This window comes from Hyphomonas chukchiensis, assembly GCF_000682695.1.
Taxonomy (GTDB): Bacteria; Pseudomonadota; Alphaproteobacteria; order Caulobacterales; family Hyphomonadaceae; genus Hyphomonas; species Hyphomonas chukchiensis.
The window spans coordinates 1-3,060 of the sequence record NZ_AWFG01000060.1 but is presented as its reverse complement, the minus strand read 5'-3'; the positions used below and the strand labels follow the sequence as shown (position 1 = coordinate 3,060).

Genomic DNA, 3,060 nt, shown 5'->3' with positions numbered 1-3,060 from the left:
AAAAGCCGCCCGACATACTGCCGGACGGCTTGCACTTCTATCGACAACAGAACCGCAATCCGTCAGGCGGCGTCCTGCCCTGAGACAGGCACATCTTCGGAAGACCGTTCGGTCGCGTCTGAAGTAAACAGGCTGGCGATCCGGGCCCATGCATCGGCGGGCGGCGACCCTGCATCTGTCACAAGGCGAGACGGCGGCACCTGCATCCAGCCCGGCCGCCAGTCCGGATTGGCCTCGCACCCTTCGCCAGTGATCCGGTTCCAGATCAGGTCCTTCTGGGCCTTGCCCGTCTCGGTGAGCGCTGCCTTTGCCGTCGCGGGCGACGCGATACCTGCCACGATGGCATTGATGGCGCGCTTGTCCCGGACGAGGTCAAGGAAGAGAGGTTCCGGTTTCCAGTAAGCGGCCATATCGGTGTCGGTGGCGACAGCGACGGCTTCCACAGCCGGGCCACACGCTTCGAGCGTATCTGCCATCACAAAAGAGAGGACGGCCATCGTCTCCGTATCATCCATTCCGAGCAACGCGGCAAAGACCTGACAAAGATGATAGGCGTCTCCGTTTGCTCGCAATGTCGACACACCATGGGCCTCAAACAGGCTGCGCACATGGTCCCCGGCTGCGGTCATTTCAGCGCTGGCGCGGGAGCCAGTCACGCTGGCCTTTATGTCATCCTTTCCGGCGCGGCATTCATGCCGCCGGACGGTCCAGAGGGCCGACCCGACGATGGCATGCGCCACCATCAGCCGGAGTGCAATTCCGGGGTGGCCAAGCAAGGTGGCCCGGGCCGCGCCATGGCGGTGCAGGCCGATATATTGGGCAAGCGGACCGGACACTTCAGGCTTCACGTCGACGGCTTCACGCGTGTCACCGGGCCGCGACCGCTGGTCCCGTTTCCGGGCTTCGGCCTGCGTGATGTAGCCTTCATGGAATGTCACGGTGCCATCATGGCGAACTTCCACAATCACGCTGCCGCCCCTGCTGCGAGACCGTTTCACATGGTCCCAGCTGGCAAAATATTTGCCGCGCTCTAGCACCTGCACCTCGCGCCACCCGGCGTCCGTATAGGTCTCAATCCGGGCCGCAAGGGCAGCCGATTGGGCTTTCCAGAATGTGTCGGCATCTGCGAACACACCTGTCTCTCCGAACAGGTCAGTCGTGATCCGGCCGTCATAGGTCGCCAGGTCAAAGAGCGCCTTGTCGGTGGTGATCGTGCTGCCGCCCGTGATCCATGCCTTGCAGGCTCGGCCCATGGGGGCGCGTTCCGTTTCGCTCCGGAACAGGGCGAGCCAGTCTGCCTGCTGCGCCTTGGTGGCGAGCGTAAGGGCGCGGATCGTTTCCGCGTCGATCTCGTCCTTCGCATAGAGCGAACGGATCGGGCTGGAGAGATTGGCGAGGGCGAGGATGCGCCGGACTTTCAAGTCCGTGACTCCGAAATGTCCGGCGATTTCGTCCACCGTCCGGCCTGCGTGCGCCAGCTTCCCGAACGCGTTGTACTGCTCCATTTCCGTTGCGGGCAGGCGGGCGACATTCTCGATGAGCGAGGCTTCCACGGCAGCGGCATCATCATCGGCTTCCATGATTGTGCACGGCACGAGGACCGGCTTGCAGGTCTCAGCGGCAATGACCTGCAGGGCATGGAAGCGCCGCCGTCCGGCGACAACGCCATAGCCATCACCTTCAGGCCTAACCAGCAGCGTCTGGCGGATGCCCTTCTCCCGAATTGAGGGGAGGATATCGGAGACATCCGGGGCCTTGCGTCCATGCCGCATGTTGAGCTTGCTGATATGGAGCTGTTCGATGGGGATCGTTTTCAGTGCGGGCTGTGCCATGGGATTGTCCTCCTGTTCTGGCGGGTAAAGCGAAAGGCCGAGCGTCCATGCCGGGCCTTTCCAGTTGATCGGGGTGAAGGGGAAACCTTCTGCGTCGCGCATCGCGTCGGAATCGGTTTCGCCCCAGTCATAGTCTTGCAGGGCGATCAGCGGCGCGCGGCCATCAACCCAGATTTCAACGACGCGGGATTCCTCCACGACGAGTGTCATTTGCGGGCGCGGGCCAAGCAAATAATCAAGCGCTTTCATCCGCGTGACGCCTGTGCAGGTGCAGACGCCATCAGCCGCGTCAGGGCTGTGCGGCCTGCCGCCAAGGCGTCCGGGAGCAATTCGCCCGCGACTTCACTCAGATAGGCATTGTCCGACCCCGGATAATTAGCCTCGATACCCCAGAGGCTGGCTTGTGTTGAGTCCAGTTCCACGCCTTCGCATTCAATCGCGAGCACGATCCCGCAATAGAACCACTCATCCCTGCGCCACGCTTCCATGACGGCTTCGGCCTCGGCTTGTGCCTTCGCCAGCCGCTCGCGAAAATTGTTTCCCGGGCCAATGAAACCCGGATCATTGATGTAGAGCGACGGCCAAAATCCGTCCTGGCGCTGGTCGGGTGCGTCCATGCAATCGTCACGGACAATCCGCGCGGTGACGCGAAAGCCGTCAATCTCGCAGGCAATGCTGTCACCTTCGCAGACATAGCAGTCAAATCTCTCCCGGAAGGCCATGGTCAGCGGCTCCAGAAAATGTGGACTTCATCAAAGCCCGTCTGGAACACCATGATCTCGCCATTCAGCGCCATGTCGCGGGCGAGCGCGGTCCAGTCGATATAATAGTCGAGTGCAGCCGGAATCTCCGTGCCGCTGTCGCGGATCAGTTCCTCGGCAAAGTCTGCGGCGCTGTGATATGAACCCGCATAATCCTCGAACGCGGCTTCGGCTTGTGTAATGTCGTCGCCGAAGTTGCGGTAGAGTTTCGCGCCAAGCGCGCCATGCTCGGCGATGAAGGCCGCCAGAGCGCACACAGTCTCGAACGAGGCATATTCCGAGAGGCGCGCCCCTTCGAACCCTTCATAATCATGGATGGCCCATTCATCCCCGTCTGGCTCCGGCGACGCCGCCAGCATGGCGCGGATCTTGTCTCTGACCTCATCCGGCGAGGTCGCCTCGATCCAAGCCCCATGCAGATGCCCATTATTGTAGGCGGCAAGACAGATGGGATAATCGGACGCTAC

The 3,060-nt window shown here is 61.9% G+C and carries 3 protein-coding genes; all 3 read right to left on the bottom strand.

All coding sequences use genetic code 11. The features are described 5' to 3' along the window. Positions 1-62: 62 nt before the first annotated feature. From HY30_RS15385 to HY30_RS15375, 3 genes are read right to left on the bottom strand one after another with little or no spacing between them, the layout of a single operon-like run. A complete protein-coding gene (locus HY30_RS15385; protein ID WP_051615561.1) occupies positions 63-2,081 on the bottom strand; it encodes a ParB/RepB/Spo0J family partition protein in 2,019 nt (672 codons plus the stop codon). After that, a complete protein-coding gene (locus tag HY30_RS15380) occupies positions 2,078-2,554 on the bottom strand; it encodes a hypothetical protein (protein ID WP_034742748.1) in 477 nt (158 codons plus the stop codon). Before HY30_RS15380 ends, HY30_RS15385 begins: the two co-directional genes overlap by 4 nt. 2 nt (positions 2,555-2,556) lie before the next feature. Continuing rightward, on the bottom strand, positions 2,557-3,042 hold the full coding sequence (locus HY30_RS15375; RefSeq protein ID WP_081812295.1) for an antirestriction protein ArdA: 486 nt from the start codon (positions 3,040-3,042) through the stop codon (positions 2,557-2,559). Positions 3,043-3,060 lie beyond the last annotated feature (18 nt).